This window comes from Janthinobacterium amylolyticum, from assembly GCF_051380655.1.
In the GTDB taxonomy this organism is placed as follows: Bacteria; Pseudomonadota; Gammaproteobacteria; order Burkholderiales; family Burkholderiaceae_D; genus Janthinobacterium.
Genome location: NZ_JBNYXL010000003.1, coordinates 310,855 through 333,061, shown reverse-complemented (window position 1 = coordinate 333,061; position 22,207 = coordinate 310,855). Strand labels below are relative to the sequence as shown.

The window sequence follows — 22,207 nt, the reverse complement described above, 5'->3', positions numbered from 1 at the left end:
CCGCAATGTCGGTTTAATAAGCGCACGCGGCCGCCCCTGGCGCGGTGCCGGCTGCCGGGGCACGCCGTGGCAACCCGGCGCCGCGTTACAATACGGGGTTTGCAACTGAATATAGAGAAGGTGTGCCGTGAATTTCATCAATAAATTATCCGCCGCATGGACGGCCAATAATTCCCTGCTGTGCGTGGGACTGGACCCGGACCTGGCGAAACTGCCGGCCGAACTGCGCGACTTGCCTGATGGAATCACCACCTTTTGCACGCGCATCATCGATGCCACGGCCGACCTGGCCTGCGCCTTCAAGCCGCAGATCGCCTATTTTGCCGCGCTGGGCGCGGAAAAGCAGCTGGAAGACATCTGCCGCTACGTGCGCGAGAACTACCCGCACATCCCGCTGATCCTCGACGCCAAGCGCGGCGACATCGGCGCCACTGCCACGCAGTACGCGCGCGAAGCGTTCGAGCGCTACGGCGCCGACGCCGTCACCGTGAACCCCTACATGGGCGAGGATTCGCTCGATCCCTACCTGGCGTGGACGGATCGCGGCGTGATCATCCTGTGCCGCACGTCGAACCCGGGCGGCTCGGACCTGCAATTCCTGAATACGGACGGCGAGCCGTTGTACCAGCGCGTGGCGCGCCTGGTGGCCGAGAAATGGAACAAGAATGGCCAGTGCGCGCTCGTCGTCGGCGCCACCTTCCCTGAGGAACTGGCGCAAGTGCGCGCCATCGTCGGCGACATGCCGCTGCTGGTGCCCGGCATCGGCGCCCAGGGCGGCGACATTGCCGCCACCGTCGGCGCGGGCCAGACGGCGAACGGCATGGGCATGATGATCAGCTCTTCGCGCGCCATCATCTACGCCACGCCGCAGGACGGCGAAGACTGGGCCGACGCGGCGCGCCGCGTGGCGATTGAAACGCGCGATGCCATCAATCAGCATCGTTCTGTATAAACATCACCCATAAAAAATGTAGGTCGGGTTAGGCCAGCGGCCGTAACCCGACAACACCGGTAACGTCAACAATGTTGTCGGATTACGCGGGGCTTTGCCCCGCTAATCCGACCTACGGCTGCAAATTGAGCGCGCGATGCGATCAAAGTGCACCGCGCGGGCTGAAAAATTACATTCAGCAGGCCGCCTATACCGACGCGCAGCAGGTTTGGTCAGGTGCGACTAATCGCGCATGGGCGCCACCATCTCCGCGTAATCGTACAGCTCTCCCAGAATCTCCTCCCCCCGCTCATCCACCGATTCCGACAATGTGTCGATTTCCGTAAACAGCATTTCGATGGTGCGGGCGCCGCCGTCGCCGTCGAACAGGCGGGCGGCGCGGTGCTGTTCCCAGCGCAGGCTTTCCGCTTCGCTCAGGGTGTGCGGGAAATTGCGGGCGCGGTAGCGGAACAGCAGCTCCTGCAGGCGTTCGTCGGCAAACGAGGGGCGGGCCGTGGCCAGCTTGGCCGGCGTTTCGCGGCGCAGGGATTCGAGCAGGCGGCGGTCGTCGTTGCTGACGAAACCATTGTACAAATCCTCATCGACGTCCAGCGCGACATTCGCGCCAGGGCGCTGGAACACGTCGGCCCAGATGGCGTCCATGTTCGGCGCCGTGGCGGCGAATTGCGCGTTGGCCTTCGCCGCGTCCACGTCGATGCCCCATTGCGCGGCCATGGCCGGCGACAGGGTTTTCAGATTGCCGACCAGCATGGGCGACTTGTTCAGGTGCACGCTTTTCACGGGCAGGCGCGTCATGCCTTCGGGCATGGCTTCCTTGCGGGTAAACAGGCGCGTGCGGATGGTGTCGGCATCGAGCTGGAACAGTTCGCGCGGGTCGTAGGCGCAATCCCAGACGAGGATCTCGTTCTTGTTGCTCGGGTGCGTGGCCAGCGGCCAGACGACGCCCAGGCAGCCCCGTTCGGCGGGGAACATGCCGGAGACGTGCAGGAATGGCTGGCGCTCGCCGGCGGCCAGGTGCATGCCCATTTCGCTGGCGACCCTGTCCTTCTTGTGCAGGGCCAGGCAAAACTCGAACAGCTTCGGCTGCTTTTCCTTGATCAGGCGCGCCAGGGCGATGGTGGCGCGCACGTCGGACAGCGCATCGTGCGCCGCTTCGTGCACCAGGCCGTTGGCCTTGCTCAGGTGTTCCAGCCTGAAGCTGGTCTGGCCGTCGTCGCGCTTCGGCCATTGAATGCCTTCCGGGCGCAGGGCGTGCGTCATGCGCACCACGTCGAGGATATCCCAGCGGCCGCAATGGTTCTTCCATTCGCGCGCATATGGGTCGATCAGGTTGCGCCAGAACAGGAAACGCGTGACTTCATCGTCGAAACGGATGGTGTTGTAGCCCACGCCGATGGTGCCCGGTTCCGAAAAGGCCGCTTCGATGGTGGCGGCGAACTGGTGCTCGGGCACGCCCAGCTGCAGACACTGCTGCGGCGTGATGCCGGTGATCAGGCACGATTGCGGATCAGGCAGGAAATCATTGGCAGGCTGGCAATACAGCATGATCGGCTCGCCGATCTCGTTGAGGTCCGCATCCGTGCGGATGGCGGCGAACTGGGCCGGGCGGTCGCGGCGCGGCTGGGCGCCAAAGGTTTCGTAGTCGTGCCAAAGGAAAGTCTGGGTAGTCATTGATGGTCGTTGCTTGCTTAATTGTGATCTTGGTTGGGCCGGCTGCTGCAAAGCCGCCGCTTCAGTTTTCTGAAAACCTGCCGATACTACACGAGAGGAGCGTCACCGTTGCGGTATTCGCATGGTGGCATACATTGCCCGTTCAAGGAGGCCTATCATGTCAATTCCCATCGCCGCAGGCGGCAATTCCGCCGCTTCCCTGAGTTCCGTCAGTAATAATGCTGCCGGCAAGGAAGAGAAAGTCCAGCAAAAGGACGCCAGCAACACTGAAATGAGCGTGAACGACCGTACCAAGCTGCAATTGAACGCCTCCATCATGCAGGCGTCGCTGAATGTGTCGATCGGTTCGGAAAACGAACCGCTGGCGCTGCTGTACAAGACCGCCATCACGAATATCAACGAGGCGCTGAAAGGCCAGTACGGTGACGATGCGATCGAGAACGCCGCGTCGCAGGACAACAGCGCCGAAGCGACGGCGAACCGCATCGTGTCGCTGTCGACGGGATTTTTCGACGCCTTCAAGAAACAGAATCCGGACCTGGACGACGATGCCGCGCTGAGCAAGTTCATGGATACCATCAGTGGCGGCATGGAAAAAGGCTTCAAGGAAGCGCGCGACATCCTGGACGGCTTGAAAGTGCTGGGCGGCGACATCGCCAGCAATATCGACAAGACCTACGCGCTGGTGCAGAAGGGCTATGCGGATTTCGTTGCCGCGCACAGCAGCAAGAAGGATGAGGCTGCCACACCAGGCGCTCCTGCCAAGCCGGCCGACAGCAAGGCGGCCTGATCATCATTGCATCTTGCGCCGGAGAAAATATGCAGGGCGAAGCGCGCTGCTGACGATCAGGCAGCGCAACGACGCCATGGGCTTGGTTTCAGGTGCTGATCCGGTTGCGCCCGCCTGCCTTGGCGCGATACAGCGCCGCATCGGCCGCCGCGATCAAGCCATGGTCGTCCTGCCCGGGCGCCAGGCTGGCCACGCCGAACGAGCCCGTGATGTGTGGCAGCGCGCTGCGCATGTCGGCGAAGATGACGGCTTGCTGCATGCGCTCGCACAGCCGTTCTGCGACCATCAGGGCCACGTGTTCGTTGGTATCGGGCAAGATCACCATCATTTCCTCGCCACCGTAACGCACGGCAAAATCCGTCGGCCGCAGGGCCGCGCCCAGCACTTGCGCGGCGATGCGCAGGGCCTGGTCGCCCGCCTGGTGGCCGTGCGTATCGTTGAAGCGCTTGAAATGGTCGAGGTCGATCATCAGCAGCGACAGGGGCGCGCCGCTGCCATGCGCCGTGACGATCATGTTTGGCAGCAAGTCCGTCAGCCAGGCGCGGTTGTACAAGCCCGTCAGGCTGTCGACCATCGATAGCTGGCGGTAGAATTCGCCCAGTTTCTGGCGCCGGCGCAACAGGGCGTTGGCGGCGCGGATGCGGAAGGACAGCAAGCGCAGCAGGTTGCGCGCCAGGCCGTTCGACTGGTCGATCAGTTCCCAGACGATGGCCGCATCGACGACCAGCAAATCAGTTTCTTCCAGTGCGGAAATAGCGGCCAGGTTGCTGGCCTCGTCGAGCACCGATTGTTCGCCCACGCTTTCGCCGGGCAAGACCTTGCTGACAGTGCCGTCGTCCATGCCCGTATGGGTGTCGGCGGCCACGGCCAGGGCGCCGCGCAGGACGATGTACAGGCTGGCGCCGCGCGTGTCGGTGAGGGCTTCGCCCGCTTCCAGGCGCATGACGGGGCAGGGCGCCAGCATGGCGGCCGTCCGGCTATCCGCGCCATCGCGAAATAGCTGTAAATCGCCGATGTTGCAGCCTGAAGCGCCAAAGTTGCCGATCTGTTCCACAGTCATACTTTCATAAAGCCCGTGCCGCGCGTGCAGCGCGCCGGTCTCTTCATGATAGCCTAAAGCTGACTCTGCCGTAACGGCAAAACCTTGCTTCTAGTAACTTTCTGTGAAAAATACGACAATTATTTCATTGTCGCGTCAAGCATTGTCAATGCTGGTGGTGTTGTTACGGATATCGGCGCGCAGGACAGGCGCAGAGGCAGGCCAGATGTGCAAAGGCAGCCTTGAACGGCTGCCTCGTCTCTGGCAAATAGTGCAGATGGGAATTACTCGGCGGTTTCTTCCGCTTCGGCTGCATCGATCACGGCATTCTTGCCGGTGGCGTGGCGCTTGCTGTCTTGCAGGCGGCCCAGGGCGCTATCGATGGCGCGTTTCAGCTTGTCGGTGGCGCCGGCAACGGCTTGGTGCACGGTAGCGTTCTGCTCGGTGACGGCAATCGGCTGGTAGCCGGCGACACGGGCTTCCATGACGCAGCGGATATCGTCTGCGCCGCCTTTCGGGCCATTCGTATCGCTGAGGTGGACTTCGATGCGGGTCAGGTTGTCGCGGAAGCGGCTCAGTGCGCTTTCAAGTACGGATTGCACATGTTCGTTCAGTCCAGCGGTGTTGGCGATGGTGCTGTCGGTATGAATATTGATTTGCATATGCTTACTCCTGTCAATTCAAAAAAAACCCATCTCAGGCGTGCTGCGGCCTGGTTGCTGCCTTATGCACATTGCCTCGTGCATGTGACTTATCTTACTCCTCTTTCCAGTATTTCAAGAGGGTGCGCACGATTAAGATGAGCTTAACCCTACACCCAGGTCAAGTTTCCTCATTGAAACTTTTCAGCCATTGATCAGGCCCGCCGCGATATTGATCGACAGTCCCAGCACGACCAGGTTGAAGAAAAAGCTCAGCACGGATTGCCCCAGCACGATTTGCCGCATCAGCCGCGTCTGCACGGAAACGTCCGACGTTTGCACGGCCACGGCGATGGTGAAGGCGAAGTACAGGAAATCCCAGTAGTCGGGATTTTGTTCGTCGTCGGGAAATTTCAGGGGGCGCCTGGCCGGGTCGGCCAGGTAATACAGGTGGGCGTAATGAAAGCAGAACAGGGTGCCGACGAGAAACCAGGAGCCGACCAGGGTGAAGATCGTCAGCGCGTAGTGCAGGGCCCGCTCATCGTCGGCCATGCCCTTCATGGACGACAGTTGCGAGACGATGGCCAGCAAGCTCATCACCGACGCCACGGACAGGGCCAGCAAGACCATCGCCGCCCGTTCATCTTGCCGCGTGGCCATGGTTTTGACCGTGTGATGGTTGGCGCGCATCATCATCCAGGCCATCGTCGCCAGGTAAAACCAGACGGCCACGTTCCAGGCCGTCAGCAGCCGCGTCATCAGCAGCCATTCGGAGGGCAGCAGCAGGCCGGCCGCCACGCCGATGGCCGTGGCCAGGCTCAGGTGGGGGCGGCTGCGAATGAAGCTGTGAAACGGAAGGGGAATTTTCATGGCGCCAGGTCGTCAGTATCGATAGCGCATCTTAGCGCCTAAGCGCCTGCCGTGGCGGCTGTCCTGGCCGCTGCTTCCTTCTCGTGGTGGGGGAAACGGTCCATGCGCGACAGCACGGGGAACAGCACGGCCCACGCGCCAGTCACGGCCAGGGTGGCGGCGCCGCCGAAGAGCACGGCGCGCACCAGGCCGAACCAGCCCGCCGTGATGCCCGATTCAAATTCGCCCAGCTCGTTCGAGGCGCCGATGAAGACGGCGTTGACGGCGCTGACCCGGCCGCGGATGTCGTCCGGCGTCTCGAATTGCACCAGCAAATGGCGGATATACACGCTGACCATGTCGCCGGCGCCCATCAGGAACAGCGCCGCCAGGGCCAGCGGGAAATAGCTGGTGCTGCCCAGCACCAGGGTGCCAAGGCCGAACACGGCCACGCCGCCGAACATCCAGGCACCAACCTTGCGTGTGATGGGGAAGATGGCCAGCAGGATCGAGCACAGGGCCGCCCCGGCGCCCGGCGCCGTGCGCAACAGGCCCAGGCCGCTGGGGCCGACATGCAGCACGTCGTGCGCCAGCGCCGGCAGCAGGGCCGTGGCGCCGCCGAACAGCACGGCGAACAGGTCCAGCGAGATGGCGCCCAGCACGATGGGCCTGGACCAGACGAAACGCAAGCCTTCGAGCAGGCTGTGCCAGCTGACGGGTTCTCGCCTGACCACTTGCGGCGCCGGCGTGGTGGCGCACATCAGCAGCACCGACAGCACCAGCAGCGCCGACGAGACCAGGTACACCATCTTGGGGCCGAAGTAATACAGCAAGCCGCCCAGGGTCGGCCCCACGATGATGGCCACGTGCGAGCTGGACGAACTGAGTGCCACCGCGCGGCTGAATTGCTGCGTCGGCACCATGTTGACCAGCACGGCCTGCGTGGCCGGCATCATGAGGGCGCGCGCGCTGCCGAACAGCACCAGCACGGCAAACACGGGCCAGACGATGGACAGGCCGTTCAAGGTGAAGGCCAGCAGGGCCAGCGCGCAAGCGAGCTGCGCCGCCAGGCAGCAGGCGATGATGTTGCGGCGGTTGTAGCGGTCGGCCACGTGGCCGGCCGGCAGGATCAGCAGGAGGAAGGGCGCGAACTGGGCCAGGCCGATCAGGCCCAGATCGAACAGGCTGCCCGTCAGCTGATACACCTGCACGCCGATGGCCACGCTTTGCATCTGCACGGCCACCGTGCCCAGCACGCGGGCGGACAGGTAACAGGCGAAGTTGCGTTGGCGCAGGATACTGAAGCCGTTGCCGGCGGAAGCGAGAGACATGATATTTCCAGGAAACAGCGGAGTGGCAGGGGCAAACGCGGCGGCGGGCGCCGCCCCGGCAGCCCCGCCGTCTGGACGGTGCTGCTTACTTGGCCAGGTCGGCTTCGGTGGTGAAGGCGTCGGCGTAGAACTCGTCGTCAGGCAAGCCGCATTGCTGCACGAAATCGCGGTGGGCCGAGTCGACCATCACGGGCGCGCCGCACGCATATACCTGGTGGCCGGACAGGTCGGGCAAGTCGGCGATGACAGCCTGGTGCACGAAACCCGTGCGGCCGCTCCAGGCGTCTTCCGGCAGGGCTTCCGAGACGACAGGCACGTAGGTGAACTGCGGCAAGTCGGCGGCCCACTGGCGGCACAGCGCGTCCATGTACAGGTCATGCGGACGGCGCCCGCCCCAGTACAGCGTGATCGGACGCGTGGATTGTGCGCTGATCATCTGCTCGACAATGGCTTTCAGCGGGGCAAAGCCCGTGCCCGAGGCCAGCAGCACGACGGGCTTGTCGCTGTCTTCGCGCAGGAAGAAGGTGCCCATCGGGCCTTCGAAGCGCAGGATGTCGCGCTCTTTCATGGTGCCAAACACCTGGTCGGTGAAAAGGCCGCCGGGAAGGTGGCGGATATGCAGGCTCACGGGGCCGCCGTCGGCGGGCGCGCTGGCCATGCTGTAGCTGCGGCGCTTATTGTCGCGCAGCATGATTTCGATATACTGTCCGGCGCGGTACTGCAGGCGCTCGCTGGCTGGCAGCTGCAAGGTCAGCACGATGACGTCGGGGGCGACTTTTTCCATCGTCGTCACGCGCGAGGGCATTTTCTTGATCGGGTAGTCGCTGCTGCCAGCCACTTCGCGCGCTTCGATGACGAGGTCGGCATCCGTGGTGGCGCAGCAGAACAGCGAGTAGCCGGCCGCTTCTTCTTCCGGCGTCAGGGCGCGTTGCTGGTGCGCCTTGTGCTGGACGGTGCCGGCAACAACCTTGCCCTTGCAGGAGCCGCAGGCGCCATTTTTGCAGCCATATGGCAAGCCCACGCCGGCGCGGATCGCCGCCGCCAGCACGGTTTCGTCCGCTTCGCAGCTGAATTGGTGGCCGCTGGGCTGAACAGTAACTTGAAAAGTCATACAATCCTTGAGATGAAAAATATGTTAATGCACTCTTTGCGCCAGCCTGTAGGCCTGCCGCGCCTGCTGATTCTCGGTTGCGGCGACGTCGGCATGCGTTTGCTGCCCTTGCTGCGCGGGCGCTTTCGCGTCTTTGCCGTCACCAGTCAGCCAGCGCGCTGCGCAGAGCTGCGGGCGGCCGGTGCCGTGCCCATCGTGGCCAACCTGGACGACCGCGCCAGCCTGAAGCGGCTGGCCGGCCTGGCACCGAGCATCGTGCACCTGGCGCCGCCCATGTCGTCCGGCTTGCTGGACCGGCGCACGCGCAATCTGGCCGCCATTTTACCCGAGCATGCCCGCCTGGTGTATGTCAGCACCAGCGGCGTGTATGGCGATTGCGGCGGCGCCAGCGTGGCGGAAACGCGGCCCGTGGCGCCCGCCAATGCGCGCGCCAGGCGGCGCGTGGATGCGGAGCAGGTGCTGCGGGCCTGGGGCGCGCGCCGCGCCAGCCGCGCAGCCATCCTGCGCGTGCCCGGCATTTATGCGGATGACCGCCTGCCGCTGAAACGCTTGCGCGAAGGCACGCCGGCGCTGGCCGCCGCGGACGATGTGTATACCAACCATATCCATGCCGAGGACCTGGCGCGCATCATCGAGCGTGCCCTGTGGCGTGGCAAGCCTGGGCGCGTGTACCACGCCAGCGATGACAGCGAACTCAGGATGGCCGAGTATTTCGACGCCGTGGCCGATACCTTCGGCTTGCCGCGCCCGCCGCGCCTGCCGCGTGCCGCGCTACAGCAAGTGGTCACGCCGATGCTGCTGTCGTTCATGTCCGAGTCGCGCCGCCTGGACAATGCGCGCCTGAAGCGCGAGCTGGGCGTGCGCCTGCGTTACCCGCGCGTGGCCGATGCCTTGCAAATGCTGGCAGCCAGCGGCGCCCGCATCGGGTAAAATGGCCGGTTATCTCCGCACTTTTTACGGCGCGGCGCGGCGCGCGCCGTTCCTGCCGGGCACCACTATTAAAGGAATACAGCATGACCACCCTGACTTACGAAGAATACCTGGACGAGGTCACGACCGTCCTGACGGAACTGTATGACCTGGACGACGAAGCGGCCATCAAGCTGGTCGTGGCTGCTCAGGACGCGGAATTTTTCGTGCCGCACGATGCGCATGAAGCCATGCGGACCGTCGAGCAAGCCAAGAAGGACGCCGTGACCCTGTTCGAGCGCAAGCAGAACCGCCAGCAGACCCAGGAAAAGCAGCAGCAGCGCGTGCGCCAGCAAAAGAAGTAAGGCAGTCAGGCAGCGAAGCAGTAAGGTAATACAAGCCGCGCCCGCAGGGCCGGCAGGGTGGGTCGCCGCGGTGCAACGCCGCGGCGCCGCACTTGATCTGGCGCAAACGCGCGGTGGCGGCGTGGCGATATGGTGAGCAAGGTCGTCACGCATTTCGCCTATTTTTGGCGGGCTGGGCAGTTAGCGTGACGATGTGTCCGGTCCGCAGGAGCGTCCGATGCGTCCCATCAGCCATCCCAGCAAGGAACAGGTGCGCGCGTACATGCGTCGCCGCGAACATGCCGTGCTGCCACCGCCGCCGCCCGAAGAAATCCGCCGTCAACTGTGCTGGAGCCGCAACGAGCCGCCAGTGGCCAGTGTCGCGGCGCAAAGCTGGCACCAAAGCTGGCGCCTGTCAGCGGAAATAGCCCGCCTGGGTGCCTTGATGACGATAGCTTGGCTCATGCACAGCGGTGTTGCTCATCGTAAAAATTGATGACTTGCAGCAAATTTTTCCATTTTGAGTTATCCTCTAGCACATTCCAAGTGCGTCAATTCTCTTCAATTATCACAATTTTGCTTTAAGTTACGCAAAAATCAACAATAGCGTGTATTATATTGTTTGCGGGATAGAAACCGCATAAGTGATGGCGCTTTTTAGTGTGTTTACCCTGAATTATTGCAAAAGCGACATTCGGTCTCTTCGAGCATTAATACAACAAGTACGGATTTTCAATCATGTCTCTCAAACAAATTACCTCTTTGCCTACCTACAACCCGAATCGCGTCCTCGATGCGATCATCGACAAGCTGCAGCTGAAAAATGATGCCGCCCTGTCGCGCGCACTGGAAGTGGCACCTCCCGTCATCAGCAAGATTCGTCACAATACCTTGCCGATCGGCGCCACGATCCTGATTCGCATGCACGAAATCAGCGATTTCAGCATCCGCGAACTGCGCGAGTTGATGGCTGCCTAAGAGCGCCTGACAGACGGCAAACTGAGAGGTGCCGTCTTGCATATCAGGCTTGCCGCGTGCGGCAGCCATACCTGTTTCCCGTTTTTCTATTGTGTGTCCGGGCCCAGCGCCGGACGATCGAAATAGAAACGCCCCATTTCCAGGCCAGTCGAGGACGACTTGACCACCGCCGCGGCCAAGCTGCCGGGCGCGCTGGAAAATGCGGTATTGGCAGCAACGGTAGCGCGGCCCGAATAGGCCGTTGCCTGCACGGCAGCACTGGAAAACGCGGTTTGTACGGCCCGGCCCGAGTACGCGGTCGCCTGTACCGCGGCACTGGAGAACGCCGTTTGCACGGCTCTGCCCGAATACGCTGTCGCCTGCACCGCCGCACTGGAAAACGCCGTTTGCACGGCACGACCCGAATACGCTGTTTGCACGGCCCGTCCCGAATACGCCGCCTGGACGGCGCGTCCCGAATACGCCGTTTCTGCGCGGATATAATCTTCCCCGAATGTCTGTTCGTAGAGCTCTTTCATGCGCTCGCCCACGCGCACGTGCGCCGCTTCGTCATCTTCGCCGCGCAGGCCGATGTAGGGGAAGTGGTGCAGGAAGTAGCCGAACACCTGCTCGCAATCGGCCGCGTATTTCAGGGTGTCGAGAATGTGATAGTGCCAGAAGGTATCGACATCCATCAGCGGCGCCGTCTCTTCCTGGGGAAACTGCTTCATCAGGATGAGGAAGCGGCGATACTCGAACTCCACCGCATTGGCCTTTTCCAGGCTCCATCCCTCGCCGGATTCCCGGTGCATCAGCTTGACCTTGATCGCGTCCAAATTCAAATCGGCAATAGCCTTGAAACTGTCGTTCGTATCCATGAGTGTCCTTGTGAGTAAGCGCATAGTGGAAAGAAGGGTGCGGCAAGAGAAGGTGGTGGTGTGAGCTCCTGGCTAGATGCAAAGGAAAACCTGCCCATGGCGGGCAGGCGCGTGATGTTGTTTTACATCAATATTGCATCTAATTACAAAATACGCAAGCTCAGCTTGCTTGAAACGCTGCTGATCAGGCGCTGGCGCGGGTGTCGTCCTGGTAGGGGAAGCGGGTGGCGTCGGCACCCAGCGGCACGCTGACGTGCACGCACATGCCGGCGCCGGGGCTGCTGTCGATGTAGAAGGTGCCGCCCAGCAGTTTGATGCGCTCCTCGATGCCCACCAGGCCGAACGAACCCAGCTTGTTGCGCCCGTCGATGGCCGCGCCCACGCCGTTGTCGCGGATGCTCATCGACACCGTATCGCGGCACTTTTCCAGCTTGACCTGCACCCGGCTGGCATTGGCATGCTGAGAAATATTGCTCAGCGACTCTTGCAGGATGCGGAACAGGGCCGTCGCGCACTGGTCGCTCAGGCAGATATCGTCATGGTTTTCAGTCACTTCACAGGCGATGCCCGTGCGCAGGCGGAACTGCGCCACCTGCCATTCGACGGCCGCATTCACGCCCAGGTCGAGCACGGTGGGGCGCAAGTCGTTGATGATCTGGCGCACGCTCTTGATGGTGGCGTCGATCTGGTCCAGGGTGGAGCGGGCGCGGGCGTTCAGGCGCGGATGGCGGCGCTGCGTGCGCGAGGCCAGCATGTCGGCGTCGATGCGCAGCACCAGCAGGTTCTGGCCCAGGTCATCGTGAATCTCGCGCGCGATGCGTTTGCGTTCCTCTTCCTTGATCTGGTCGGCGTGCGCCGCCAGCCGGCGCAGTTTCTGGTGCGACAGCTGCAGGCGGATCTGGCTGGCACGCAATTCCTGCGTCATGCCCGTGGCCATCTGGATGGCGCGCCGGCGCGACGACGACAGCGTGTGGAACAGCATATATAACAGCATGGCGCTGCAAAAGCCCACCAGCATGGCCAGCCACGGCAGGTAGGCATCGAAGCGCGTGTACAGGTCGCTCTTGCGCACGCTGAACAGGGCTTGCCAGACGCGGCCGTTGTAATCGATCAGCATGGTGCTGCTCAGGTATTTGCCGGAATTGGCAGGCTGCCACCATGGCGCGTGCAGGCCCGCCGTGGTGCTGTCGAAGATGGGGCGCATGCTGTGCGGCAAGTCCAGCGGCGCGCGCGCCTGCGGGCCGATGTCGAACAGGGTCAGGCGCACATTGCGTACCGGCATGTCGGCCAGCGCGCTGCGTACCATGGTCACCAGGTCGTAGCCGACGCCGACGGAACCCTGGTAGGCGGCGCGCCGTTGCTCGACGGTGTCTGTCGGCATGCCGAGGCGGTACACGGGCAGGCGCATGGCCATGCCCGTCAATTGCGGCCGGCCTTCCATCGGTACGGGCGTGCCGGAGTTGCTGATGCGCCCCGAGTCGCGCGACGCGGCCAGGGTTTCCGCGATCAGGGGGCGTGCCGCGATGTCATAGCCATATTTGTCTTCCGCGCTGGCGAGCGGTTCCAGGTAGACGAGCACGGAATAACTGTCGCGCACACCGGGCGGGTGGATGGCGAAGGCGGGATAGCCGTCGCTGCCGGGTGGATAGTCGCGCCGCATGGCAGCCTCGAAGGCGGGCCGCCGTGCCTCGCTCAGTTCCTCGGCGTAATTGAGGTTCATCACGCCCGGATAGTTTTGCGGCAAGTCCATGTTTTCCACGTAGCGGTGAAACTGCTCGCGGCTCACATGCTCGCTGGCACGGAACAGGCTGGCCGCGCCGCGCAGCAGGTTGCCATAGGCCTGGACACGGGTTTCGATGCTTTGCCGGGCGCTGCGCGCCAGATTGTTGAACAGGTCGCTGGCATCGTTCTCGATCGACAGCGAGGCGGCCATGTAGAACAGCATGCCCACCATTGTCGACAGGACCACGCCAAGCAGCCACAGCGGTCTTCTTTCCAGCGCTAATTGTTGCTCACCAGCATTAGGAGACATCGCCATCCGCATCAGGAAGAGGAATCGGGTGCCGCCTGGGGAGGTGGCGTTACTGGGTTGCGCAACTGCTATTGAAATTGTAAATTGCTCAATAGCTGCATAATATACAAAACTATGGCCGATGTAGTCAACTGGCAATATTTTTCGGCGTACAGGATCTTGTTGAAACGAAAAAAACCGCCGCAGCGGTTTTTTTCGTGTGTTGCCTGGTGCCTTGCCTGTTGCCTTACTTGGCCGGCTGCCAGCTGTCTTTCAGGGTGACGATGCGGTTGAAGACAGGTTTGCCTGGCTGGCTGTCGACCCGGTCGGCCGCAAAATAACCGTGACGCTCGAACTGGAAGCGCTCTTCCGGCTGGGCCAGTTCCGCGCCCGGCTCCAGCCACGCCTGCACCACGTCCTTGGCCAGCGGATTCAAGGCCAGCTTGAAGTCCTTGCCGCCCGCGTCCGGCTGCGGGTCGGTAAACAGGCGGTCGTACAGGCGCACTTCGGCGGCGATCGCCGTCGCTGCGCTGACCCAGTGCATATTGCCCTTGACCTTGTAGTTGGCGCTGCCTTCCGTACCCGACTTGCTGTCCGGGAAGTAGGTGCAGTGTACGGCGATGACCTTGCCGTTTTCATCCTTGTCAAAGCCCGTGCACTCGATCACGTAGCCGTAGCGCAGGCGTACCTTGCTGCCCGGTTTGTCGTCGATGGGCGGATACAAGCGGAAATAGCCCTTGTTCGGCACTTCCATGAAGTCGTCTTCCTCGATCCACAGCTCGCGCGAAATCGGGAAGGTGCGCAGGCCGCGCTCGGGGAAGTGCGGGTGCACGGGGGCCGTGCATTCCACGCCTTCGCCTTCGGGGAAATTGTCGATGATCAGTTTCAACGGACGCAGCACGGCCACCGTACGGGGCGCCTTCGGGTCCAGGTCTTCGCGCAAACAGCCTTCCAGCACGCTGTAGTCGATCCAGCCGTCGGATTTCGTCACGCCCGTGCGTTCGCACATCAGCTGGATCGCTTCCGGCGTATAGCCGCGGCGGCGCATGCCCACCAGGGTCGGCATGCGCGGGTCGTCCCAGCCGTCGACGATGTTTTCTTCCACCAGCTGGCGCAGCTTGCGCTTGCTGGTGACGATGTAGGTCAGGTTCAGGCGCGAGAACTCGAACTGGTGCGGCACCGGCTGCTTGAAGAAGCCGCCGGCCGACAGGGTTTCCAGCAGCCAGTCGTAGAACGGGCGGTGATCCTGGAATTCCAGGGTGCAGATCGAATGCGTGATGTTTTCCAGCGCGTCGGAGATCGGATGCGTGTAGTCGTACATCGGATAGATGCACCAGGCGTCGCCCGTGCGGTGGTGATGCGCGTGGCGGATGCGGTAGATGGCCGGGTCGCGCAAGTTCATGTTCGGCGAACTCATGGCATCTTCGCTCATCTTCGCGCGCAGGATGTGTTCGCCATCCTTGAATTGGCCCGCCTTCATGGCGCGGAACAGGGCCAGCGATTCATCGCGCGGACGGTCGCGGAACGGCGAATTCTTGCCGGCCTGGCCGAAATTGCCGCGGTTGGCGGCCATGTCTTCGGCGCTCTGGCTGTCCACGTAGGCAAAGCCGGCCGTGATCAGGTACTCGGCCATCGCGTACAGCTGGTCGAAATAGTCGCTCGCGTAGTGCAGGTGGCTCTGGCCATCGGCTTGCTGCGGTTCCCAGTCAAAGCCCAGCCATTTGACGCTGTCCATGATGGTGTCGACGTATTCCTGCTCTTCCTTGGCAGGGTTGGTGTCATCGAAGCGCAGGTTGCACTGGCCGGCGTAGTCGCGCGCCAGGCCGAAGTTGACGCAGATCGACTTGGCATGGCCCACGTGCAGGTAGCCGTTCGGCTCCGGCGGGAAACGCGTGATCACCTGGGGCAGGCCGGGACGCACGTGGGTGCCGGCAGCCAGGTCGGCTTCGATGATGTTACGCAAGAAATTGGGCGCCAGCGCTGGCGCGGCGGTATTCGGTTTATCGTTGCTCATTGATCAATGCGAAAGAGTGACAGTAAAAGGCATTTTACCGTACCGCAAGCGCTTTATATGCACGTATTTGGCCCCATTTCCCGGCATGCAAGGGACGCCGATGCCGTTCTATAGGATAATTCGCCTTTAATTAGTAGAAATTCGCGCCTCCGGAGCCTCATATGGAAAATTTATATAACGTCCTCGGTGTCGCGCCCAATGCCAGCGACGATGAAATCAAGAAGGTTTACCGTTCGCTGGCCATGCGCTTCCACCCCGACCGCAACCAGGCCCCCGGTGCCGAGGCCCGCTTCAAGAGCGTGACCAAGGCGTATGAAATCCTGGCCGACCCGGCCAAGCGCGCCGAATACGACCAGAGCGTGAACCACCGCATCATCATCGACCCGGAAGCGGAAGCGTATGCACTGTGGTGCGGCGTGTTCCGCCTGCACGGCACGGTACTGCCAGCAGACTAAGCCTGCTGGCTGCCTCCCGGCCAGCCCGAATGATTTGAAAAACAACAACAACGGCGCTTTTGATAACAGCGCCGCGCATCACATTGGAAAGCACAGCATGAGAAGAGTACACCCTGAATTCGCGTATCAGTCGCGCGAGCTGGAAGGCCAGATCGAAGGCATCCTCGGCGATCCGCCGAACCGCAAGAACTACAAAAGCATGGTTGACGCGCTGGTGGGCGAGTATGCCAGCGGCGGCGGCATCGAAGATGTGAACATGCTGGCCTTCGCGCTGGTCGACCACATCAGCTTCAGCGACCCGAAAGGCTTGCTGGCCGAAAGCGAAGACTACGAGTTCGGCGACCCGGCCCGCGTGTTTTCCATGGCGAGCTGCGCCGATCCGGAAGCGGCCAAGATGTACGCCGCCATCGAAGACAGCTTCCCCGACCTGGCGCGCCAGGCCATCATCACGGCCTTTTTGCACAAGAATCCGCGCCTGTGGGACGACGACGACCATTCGCTCGACCAGCTGGCCGCCAATGACGATGGCGACGACGATCACGACGACGACCAGGCCACCGACGATTTCGCCCAGATGTTTGACCAGGATGGAGATGACCATGGCAGATAATGACAAGCAAAATGCGGAGCAAAAGAGCAATCTTCCCGCGCTGACGAAGCAGGTCACGGAACTGGTGCTGTCCGGTTCCCTTGGCCACGCCGAGCAGGCGTTTGCCGACGCGGCCGACCAGTACGGCGACCTGGCCGTGGTGGAAGTGCTGAGCGCCATTCCGCCGCAGGTGACGGCCCTGCACCTGGCCGGCTTCGACGGCGGCAAGATGTCGCTGGCCACCCTGCTGGTACCGCCCAAGGCCTGGGCCGACAGCCTGGCCTTCATCGCCGCCACCTGGAGCGACGACCAGATCGAGGATGATCCTGAGCGCATCGCCGAGGCGCTGTTCGCGCACATCCACGGTGTGGTGTTTTCCACCGACGACGCCGAGCGCCGCCGCGAGCTGCTGCTCGAAGCGTCCGCCACCGACTGGGGCGCCACGGCGTTCGCCATCCTGTTCTCGATGGCGCCGAAGGAAATTCTGGAAGTGGCGGGCGAGATCGTCATCAAGGGACCGTACGTGACGGGCGTGACCTCGTCCGACAACGACGTCGTGCCGCTGGCCATCGAACTGGCGCAAGCGAATGAAGACGGCTGGGACCGCTCGCTGTTCGAACTGTTCCCCGACTTCCGCCACAGCGCCGACCTGGCCGACGCGGAATATTCGGACGACCCGGACGAAGAGCCGACCATGTTGCAGCGGAGCACCAAGGAATTGCTGTACCGCCTGCGCAAGCAAGTGCCGAGCACGCGCAGCGCGCCGCGCTCCAGCACGCGCCGCAGCCTGGGCACCGGTATCTTCTCGTGATGAAAGCAGGGAATCGCTAATGCTGCCAGCAATTGTTGTAGAGAATCTGCCGCGCCTGGTGCGCGCCATCAAACTGTTGCCGAACGACCCGCGCGAAGACGCGGCGCTGAACCTGGCCGACGAGTTGACGGGCATCACGGCCATGGTGGCCGAGAAGTTCACGAATGAACGCACGGCCGACGGCATCCAGAAAGCGCTGTACCTGACGGTGGGCGGCGTGTCCTTGGGCCTGGAACAGGCCGTCACGCATGAAGGCGACCAGGCCGCGCTCGACTTCCTCGTCGAGCACGGCGCCGAGCACGCGTTCCAGGTGGGTTTTCGCCTGATCAAGGACTTGTCGCAGCTGCCCGAAGACGCGTTGGTGGGCGAGTACGACCAGGACCCCGTCTACCTGCAGCGCCGCTTGCGCGAACTGTTCATCGATATTTGCCAGGCCGACCCGAACCAGAACTGGGCCGGCTATGAAAAGTATGCGGTGCAGTTGCAGCAGCGCAAGGAAGTGCAAGCCGTGGTGCGCCTGGCCAGCTGGCTGCGTCGCCACCACGACAACGGACCCGTCAGCGACAGCGACTTGAATGCCGAGGGCGTCATCGCCCTGGCCATCATCTTCGCCATCGAAGGCGGCGGGCGCATCATCGCGCGCACGGGCCAGAAGGAGTTCGAGCGCTTTGTGCGTTCCGTGCGCAAGAACAAGCCCGACTTCGAGGAAGGCTGGGCCGCCCTCGTGGCCAAGGTGCCGGTGCAGCACCATCCAGTCTTGCTCGACCGCATAGATTCCTACCGCCGCAGCTGCACCGTGGTGCATAAAATCCTCACGCGGGCCAGCATGAAGAGCCTGTTCGAGGACCTGGAAAATTATGCGGGTTCGGAGCTGGATGCGGATTATTCGTGACAGCCAGTGTCGGATTACGGCCTGCGGCCTAATCCGACCTACGCCGACGCCCGTCCTGTAAGTCGGCTTGGCTGCGGCGCAGCCGCAGCGTAAGCCGACATTGCCGGCGTTGTCTTGGTGCATGCGATTGTCGGATGAGGCGCAAGCGCTCATCCGAGTTACGCCTGGAAAACTACGCGGGTTCGGCGCTGGATGCGGATTCGTGATCCCGCGCCCGCCGACCGATCGGTTGGCGTGGCTATGGCATGGCCTCGTAGGTCGGCTTAGCTGCGGCGCAGCCGCAGCGTAAGCCGACATTGCCGGCGTTGTGTTGATGCATGCGATTGTCGGCTTACGGCCTGCGGGCTAAGCCGACCTACGCCGACCTGCGCCGACCTGCGCCGATCCACGCCGACCTCATCGGCCTATTCTTTCTCTTCCATGGCCGCCTCTTCGGCCAGTTTCACGAACGCCGCCACCAGCGGCGACGTTTCATTTTCCCTTTGTGCCAGTAACAGACTGGTGGTCGCCTGCGGGTCGGCGATGGGGCGGTAGCATACGCCGTCCATGCGGATGCGGTCGAACGAGGCGGGCAGCACGGAAATGCCGCAGCCGGCCGCCACCAGGCCGATGATGGTCGACGCTTCGCCCGCTTCCTGCGCCACCTGGGGCACGAAGCCGGCTGCCTTGCACAGGCGGAAGATCTGCGGATAAATCCCCGTGCCGGCATCTTTCGGGTACATGACAAATCCTTCGCCCGCCATGTCGGCAATCCCAATGGCCGTCTTGGCCGCCAGTGCGTGGGCCACGGGCAGGACGAGGAACAGCGGATCCTGGCGCAGTTGCGTCAGCTTGATATCAGATGGATACGTGGTTTCCGGCGGGCGCACGAAGCCCAGGTCCATGGTCCGGCCGCTGATCGCTTCCAGTTGATGCAATGTCGCCATTTCGTGCAGGGTCAAGGTGACGTGTGGAAACTGCTGGCGGTAGCGGTTGATGACGGTGGCGAAATACGGCGTGAACGGCGTGGAAAACGTAAAGCCGATGCGCAATTCACCCGCTTCGCCCCGCTGCGCCCGGCGCGCCGTGACGGCGGCCTGTTCCGACAGGGCCAGGATGCGCCGCGCATCGTCGAGGAACAGCTTGCCCGCCTGCGTCAGCCGCACGGAGCGCTTGTTGCGCTCGAACAACTGCGCGCCCAATTCCGCTTCCAGCGCCTGGATCTGCTGGCTCAGCGGCGGCTGGCCGATGTGCAGGCGCTCGGCCGCGCGCGTAAAGTGCAGCTCCTCGGCGACGGCGACAAAGTAACGCAGGTGGCGCAGTTCCATATTTGTCCAGTAATCGTTTTAAAGTATGAGTTGGGCCTTGAATATATATTGGACGATATGAGTTGGCAATCCTAAGATGAAACCTCGCCTTCTATTTGAAACACGGCCATGTCTGATTCAACGCTCGCTTACGCCTCCGCCGCCGCCCCGGCGATTTCTCCTGCCGCTCCCCGTTCTGCCATCGCCAAGGGCACGGCCGAATTCAAGCGCAGCAACCGCGCGCTGTTCTTTGGCGGGTTTTCCACTTTCAGCTTGCTGTACTGCATACAGCCGCTGTTCCCGCTGCTGTCGCAGCAGTTTCATCTGACGCCGGCGCAAAGCAGCTGGTCCTTGTCCGTGTCGAGCGGCTTGCTGGCCATTTCGCTGGTGCTGCTGAGCGCCGTTTCCGACCGGGTGGGCCGCAAGCCGCTGATGGTGGCTTCCATGTTTTCCGCCGCCTTGCTGACCATCCTGTCCGCGTTTGCCCAGGATTATGCCCAGCTGCTGGCCATCCGCGCCGCGCTGGGCGTGGCCCTAGGTGGCATGCCGGCCGTGGCCATGGCCTATCTGGGCGAGGAAATCGAAGGACCGTCGCTGGGGCTGTCGATGGGTTTGTATATTGCCGGCAGCGCGTTTGGCGGCATGTCGGGCCGGCTGATCGCGTCCATGCTCAGCGATTTCCTCTCGTGGCGCTGGGCCCTGGGCGTGCTGGGCGTGGCCGGCCTGCTGGCCGCCATGGAATTCTGGCGCAGCCTGCCGGCGTCGAAAAATTTCGTGCCCAGTACAAAGGGCTGGAATGCCTTGCCGCACGCAATCAAACAGCATTTTTCCGACCGCGGCTTGCCATGGCTGTTCTGCCTGGCGTTCTTGCTGATGGGCTGTTTTGTCAGCGTGTATAACTACATCGGCTATCGCCTGCTGGCTGCGCCATTTGGCTTGCGCCAGAGCACGGTCGGCCTGCTGGCCTTTTTGTACCTGATCGGCATCTTCAGTTCCGTCTGGGCGGGCCGGCTGGTGGACCGGCTGGGGCGCCGGGGCGTGCTGTGGATCATGCTGTCGGTGATGCTGTCCGGCATTTTACTGACCCTTTTCGATTCCCTGCCGCTGATCGTCATCGGCATGGCGCTGGCCACCTTCGGCTTCTTTGCCTCGCACTCGATCGCCAGCAGCTGGGTCAGCCGCCGCGCCCGCGCGCCGCAGGCGCTGGCCTCGGCCTTCTATCTGCTGTTCTATTACCTGGGATCGAGCCTGATCGGTTCCGCCTCGGGCATGATGTGGGGCTTCGATGGCTGGACGGGCGTGGTCATCATGCTGGGCCTGTGCCTCGGTGGCGGCGTGCTGATCGCCTTGCGCCTGCGCCATTTGCAGCCGCTGGGGGCGCGCGAAGCGGTGGGCTGAGCCGGCTATTTGGGACACATGCCGAGCATCGTTTCCCCCTGCTTGCCGGCGCGCGTGGTCACGCACAAGGTGCCCAGCGCGCTGGTGATTTTATAGGTGCGGCTGCCCCTGGCCTCATTGGCGCCGATTTCCTCGATCTTTGACGCCTCGTACCATTTCGGCGGCACGGCCGCGTAGGCTTCGGCAAAGCCCTGCTGCATGCGCTTGAAGGCCGTGTCTTCGAACTTCGGTTCACCGCGCTGCGGAAATTCCTTGCGCAACGCCTTGTCGATCTTGCCCACGTCGCGCCTGGCTTGCGCCAGGATGTCGGCCACGCTGGGTGGCGTGATGGCCGTGGTCGTTTCCGGCATTGCTGGCGTTGGCGTCTGTTCGGCGGCGGGTGGCGGCAAGGGGCGGCTGATGGGCGCCGGCACTGGCTGGCGCGGCGCTTTTGCAGTGGCTGGTTTGGTGCTGGGCAATGGTGTGAGGGCTGGCTTGGGAGGTGCTGGCGGGCTGTAGCGCAGCCAGGTGATGACCGGCCCCTGCGGCAGATTCTCGTCCGTGACAACGCGGGGCCGCGACTGCAGGAGAATAGTGGCCAGGCCCAGGTGCAGCAGGACGATCAGCAGCAGGACGATCAGCAGCAGACCGGAGGCGCGGCGCGGCAGGGTGGACGACGGAATCATGCGCGGCATGGTTGTTCAGGTACGCCAATGTATCTGAAGTATTTGACAATTATCGAGAATGTCACAAGCGCTTACAAAGAAGTGCCACATGGAAATTTCAGTCAAATGGCGCTTGCCGGGGAACCGTGCGGCGGGCCGATGATCCAACTGCAGATACCACGCGAACAGGAGTTCACCATGTTGCAGGCAAACGAAGTGGCACGGCGCTTTGGCGCCATCGAACAGGCGATCGGCCAGGCGGCGCAGCTGTGCGGCAAGCAGCAGGGCATGCCCATGGATTTGAAGGATTGCCTCGACCAGCTGGACCAGCAAAAGAACGCCGTGCGGCAAGCCATCGACATGCAGGACGATGCGCGCATCCGCCAGGCCGTCGACCAGATGGAATCCCTGGGCGACCGTGCCAAGCAAGCCTGCGGCACGGCATCGAGCCTGACGCCGGAAATGAAGAGCGCCGTGCTCAAGGTGCACGATGAATTATCGGACCTGAAGCACCAGTTGCATTAAGCGCTGCATTAAGAACACTGATCAAAAACTGCTGGGCGTCGAGGAGGGCGGCCTGCGATGCCCGCTGACTGGGCGTCCCGTGCATAAGCACAGCGCCCTTTCTCTGGCCA

General features: G+C 62.7%; 23 protein-coding genes. 12 read left to right on the top strand and 11 right to left on the bottom strand.

What is annotated here, in order from left to right; translation table 11 throughout:
- Positions 1-127: 127 nt before the first annotated feature.
- The gene (gene pyrF / locus ACQ4WR_RS08085; RefSeq protein WP_102295377.1) at positions 128-952 is read left to right on the top strand and encodes an orotidine-5'-phosphate decarboxylase; all 825 of its coding nucleotides are present in this window, start codon (positions 128-130) and stop codon (positions 950-952) included.
- A gap of 222 nt (positions 953-1,174) precedes the next feature.
- On the opposite strand, the gene sbcB is transcribed toward pyrF, so the two are convergent.
- A complete protein-coding gene (gene sbcB, locus ACQ4WR_RS08080) occupies positions 1,175-2,623 on the bottom strand; it encodes an exodeoxyribonuclease I (RefSeq protein ID WP_436486490.1) in 1,449 nt (482 codons plus the stop codon).
- Positions 2,624-2,780: 157 nt separating this feature from the next.
- On the opposite strand from sbcB, the gene ACQ4WR_RS08075 reads away from it, so the two are divergent.
- Complete coding sequence (locus ACQ4WR_RS08075; protein WP_436486488.1) at positions 2,781-3,413, top strand: DUF5610 domain-containing protein; 633 nt, start codon at positions 2,781-2,783, stop codon at positions 3,411-3,413.
- An 88-nt stretch (positions 3,414-3,501) separates the two neighbouring features.
- Here ACQ4WR_RS08075 and ACQ4WR_RS08070 read toward each other — a convergent pair whose 3' ends face one another.
- The 5 genes from ACQ4WR_RS08070 to ACQ4WR_RS08050 all read right to left on the bottom strand — a co-directional run bounded on the left by ACQ4WR_RS08070 (position 3,502) and on the right by ACQ4WR_RS08050 (position 8,384).
- On the bottom strand, positions 3,502-4,467 hold the full coding sequence (locus ACQ4WR_RS08070) for a GGDEF domain-containing protein (protein ID WP_436486785.1): 966 nt from the start codon (positions 4,465-4,467) through the stop codon (positions 3,502-3,504).
- Positions 4,468-4,736: 269 nt separating this feature from the next.
- Positions 4,737-5,114 carry an HPF/RaiA family ribosome-associated protein gene (locus tag ACQ4WR_RS08065; RefSeq protein ID WP_102295380.1) on the bottom strand — a complete coding sequence of 126 codons (378 nt, stop codon included), beginning with the start codon at positions 5,112-5,114 and terminating at the stop codon, positions 4,737-4,739.
- A gap of 183 nt (positions 5,115-5,297) precedes the next feature.
- On the bottom strand, positions 5,298-5,963 hold the full coding sequence (locus ACQ4WR_RS08060) for a DUF1345 domain-containing protein (RefSeq protein ID WP_436486486.1): 666 nt from the start codon (positions 5,961-5,963) through the stop codon (positions 5,298-5,300).
- A gap of 38 nt (positions 5,964-6,001) precedes the next feature.
- Entirely contained in the window at positions 6,002-7,273 is a 1,272-nt protein-coding gene (locus tag ACQ4WR_RS08055) for an MFS transporter (RefSeq protein ID WP_436486484.1), read from the bottom strand.
- An 85-nt stretch (positions 7,274-7,358) separates the two neighbouring features.
- Entirely contained in the window at positions 7,359-8,384 is a 1,026-nt protein-coding gene (locus ACQ4WR_RS08050) for a CDP-6-deoxy-delta-3,4-glucoseen reductase (protein ID WP_436486482.1), read from the bottom strand.
- A 12-nt stretch (positions 8,385-8,396) separates the two neighbouring features.
- Here ACQ4WR_RS08050 and ACQ4WR_RS08045 point away from each other — a divergent pair, with 12 nt between their 5' ends.
- The 4 genes from ACQ4WR_RS08045 (at position 8,397) to ACQ4WR_RS08030 (ending at position 10,615) form a co-directional block, all read left to right on the top strand.
- Positions 8,397-9,314 carry a sugar nucleotide-binding protein gene (locus tag ACQ4WR_RS08045; protein ID WP_436486480.1) on the top strand — a complete coding sequence of 306 codons (918 nt, stop codon included), beginning with the start codon at positions 8,397-8,399 and terminating at the stop codon, positions 9,312-9,314.
- Positions 9,315-9,397: 83 nt separating this feature from the next.
- A complete protein-coding gene (locus tag ACQ4WR_RS08040) occupies positions 9,398-9,658 on the top strand; it encodes a hypothetical protein (RefSeq protein ID WP_436486479.1) in 261 nt (86 codons plus the stop codon).
- Positions 9,659-9,875: 217 nt separating this feature from the next.
- Positions 9,876-10,133 carry a hypothetical protein gene (locus ACQ4WR_RS08035; RefSeq protein ID WP_436486478.1) on the top strand — a complete coding sequence of 86 codons (258 nt, stop codon included), beginning with the start codon at positions 9,876-9,878 and terminating at the stop codon, positions 10,131-10,133.
- A gap of 242 nt (positions 10,134-10,375) precedes the next feature.
- Complete coding sequence (locus ACQ4WR_RS08030) at positions 10,376-10,615, top strand: hypothetical protein (RefSeq protein ID WP_029496207.1); 240 nt, start codon at positions 10,376-10,378, stop codon at positions 10,613-10,615.
- Between the two features lie 86 nt (positions 10,616-10,701).
- Here the strand turns inward: ACQ4WR_RS08030 and ACQ4WR_RS08025 are convergent, their stop codons facing one another.
- The 3 genes from ACQ4WR_RS08025 to ACQ4WR_RS08015 all read right to left on the bottom strand — a co-directional run bounded on the left by ACQ4WR_RS08025 (position 10,702) and on the right by ACQ4WR_RS08015 (position 15,497).
- Entirely contained in the window at positions 10,702-11,472 is a 771-nt protein-coding gene (locus ACQ4WR_RS08025; protein ID WP_436486477.1) for a glycine-rich domain-containing protein, read from the bottom strand.
- 184 nt (positions 11,473-11,656) lie between these two features.
- A complete protein-coding gene (locus tag ACQ4WR_RS08020) occupies positions 11,657-13,504 on the bottom strand; it encodes a sensor histidine kinase (RefSeq protein WP_436486476.1) in 1,848 nt (615 codons plus the stop codon).
- A gap of 226 nt (positions 13,505-13,730) precedes the next feature.
- Entirely contained in the window at positions 13,731-15,497 is a 1,767-nt protein-coding gene (locus ACQ4WR_RS08015) for a glutamine--tRNA ligase/YqeY domain fusion protein (RefSeq protein WP_436486474.1), read from the bottom strand.
- Positions 15,498-15,658: 161 nt separating this feature from the next.
- Between ACQ4WR_RS08015 and ACQ4WR_RS08010 the strand changes: the two genes are divergently transcribed.
- The 4 genes from ACQ4WR_RS08010 (at position 15,659) to ACQ4WR_RS07995 (ending at position 18,244) form a co-directional block, all read left to right on the top strand.
- Positions 15,659-15,952: a DnaJ domain-containing protein gene (locus tag ACQ4WR_RS08010; RefSeq protein ID WP_010395442.1), complete on the top strand. Its 294-nt coding sequence runs from the start codon at positions 15,659-15,661 to the stop codon at positions 15,950-15,952.
- 97 nt (positions 15,953-16,049) lie between these two features.
- Entirely contained in the window at positions 16,050-16,562 is a 513-nt protein-coding gene (locus ACQ4WR_RS08005) for a hypothetical protein (protein WP_436486471.1), read from the top strand.
- Complete coding sequence (locus ACQ4WR_RS08000; protein ID WP_102294833.1) at positions 16,552-17,352, top strand: hypothetical protein; 801 nt, start codon at positions 16,552-16,554, stop codon at positions 17,350-17,352. Before ACQ4WR_RS08005 ends, ACQ4WR_RS08000 begins: the two co-directional genes overlap by 11 nt.
- Before the next feature lie 19 nt (positions 17,353-17,371).
- Positions 17,372-18,244: a hypothetical protein gene (locus ACQ4WR_RS07995; RefSeq protein WP_102294836.1), complete on the top strand. Its 873-nt coding sequence runs from the start codon at positions 17,372-17,374 to the stop codon at positions 18,242-18,244.
- 404 nt (positions 18,245-18,648) lie between these two features.
- Here ACQ4WR_RS07995 and ACQ4WR_RS07990 read toward each other — a convergent pair whose 3' ends face one another.
- Positions 18,649-19,551, bottom strand: coding sequence for a LysR family transcriptional regulator (locus ACQ4WR_RS07990; protein WP_436486469.1), 903 nt, complete (start codon positions 19,549-19,551; stop codon positions 18,649-18,651).
- Between the two features lie 108 nt (positions 19,552-19,659).
- On the opposite strand from ACQ4WR_RS07990, the gene ACQ4WR_RS07985 reads away from it, so the two are divergent.
- On the top strand, positions 19,660-20,928 hold the full coding sequence (locus ACQ4WR_RS07985; RefSeq protein ID WP_436486467.1) for an MFS transporter: 1,269 nt from the start codon (positions 19,660-19,662) through the stop codon (positions 20,926-20,928).
- 5 nt (positions 20,929-20,933) lie between these two features.
- Here ACQ4WR_RS07985 and ACQ4WR_RS07980 read toward each other — a convergent pair whose 3' ends face one another.
- Entirely contained in the window at positions 20,934-21,602 is a 669-nt protein-coding gene (locus ACQ4WR_RS07980) for a hypothetical protein (RefSeq protein ID WP_436486465.1), read from the bottom strand.
- Positions 21,603-21,770: 168 nt separating this feature from the next.
- Between ACQ4WR_RS07980 and ACQ4WR_RS07975 the strand changes: the two genes are divergently transcribed.
- Positions 21,771-22,097 (top strand): hypothetical protein, encoded by a 327-nt coding sequence (locus ACQ4WR_RS07975; RefSeq protein ID WP_102294872.1) that lies wholly within the window; start codon positions 21,771-21,773, stop codon positions 22,095-22,097.
- Positions 22,098-22,207: the final 110 nt, after the last annotated feature.